Origin of the sequence: Streptomyces vulcanius, assembly GCF_042653945.1 — a bacterium.
Taxonomy (GTDB): domain Bacteria; phylum Actinomycetota; class Actinomycetes; order Streptomycetales; family Streptomycetaceae; genus Streptomyces; species Streptomyces mangrovi.
Window position 1 is genome coordinate 1 of sequence record NZ_JBHSFK010000147.1, and the last position, 534, is coordinate 534.

2 pseudogenes are annotated in these 534 nt (G+C 67.6%); both read right to left on the bottom strand.

Annotated elements, in window-relative coordinates:
• Nucleotides 1-153 (bottom strand): annotated as a pseudogene (locus ACFPIH_RS56440) (2-oxoacid:ferredoxin oxidoreductase subunit beta); the annotation flags it as partial.
• Nucleotides 143-534, bottom strand: a pseudogene (locus ACFPIH_RS56445) (2-oxoacid:acceptor oxidoreductase subunit alpha); the annotation flags it as partial. The pseudogenes ACFPIH_RS56445 and ACFPIH_RS56440, both read right to left, overlap by 11 nt.

The following is a 534-nucleotide window of genomic DNA, read 5'->3' on the forward strand; positions in this document are numbered from 1 at the left end:
GGAGACGAAGACGATGTTCTCCTTCGCCAGGCCGAGTTCGGGCATGAAGCCCTGGACGGCGGCGAGGACGGCGTAGTCACCGCAGCCGGGGCACCAGCGCACCTCCTGGTCCGACTTGAAGTCCTTCGGCAGGAGCCGGAGTTCAGTTGCCACGGATCGTCTCCCGCAGTGAGTGGGCCAGTTGGGCCGCCTTGAACGGTGTTCCGTCGACCTGGGTGCACGACAGCGCGTCGACCAGGTACTTCGCCCGGATCAGCAGGGCCAGCTGACCGAGGTTCATCTCGGGGACGACGACCTTGTCGTACGCCTTGAGTACCGTCCCGAGATTGCGGGGGAAGGGGTTGAGGTGGCGCAGGTGGGCCTGTGCGATCGGCTCCCCGTCCGCCCGCAACTGCCGTACCGCCGCCGTGATGGGTCCGTAGGTGGAGCCCCAGCCGAGGACGAGGGTGTGGGCGTGGTGGGGGTCGTCGACGGTGAGGTCGGGGACGGTGATGCCGTCGATCTTGGCCTGGCGGGTGCGGACCATGAGGTCGT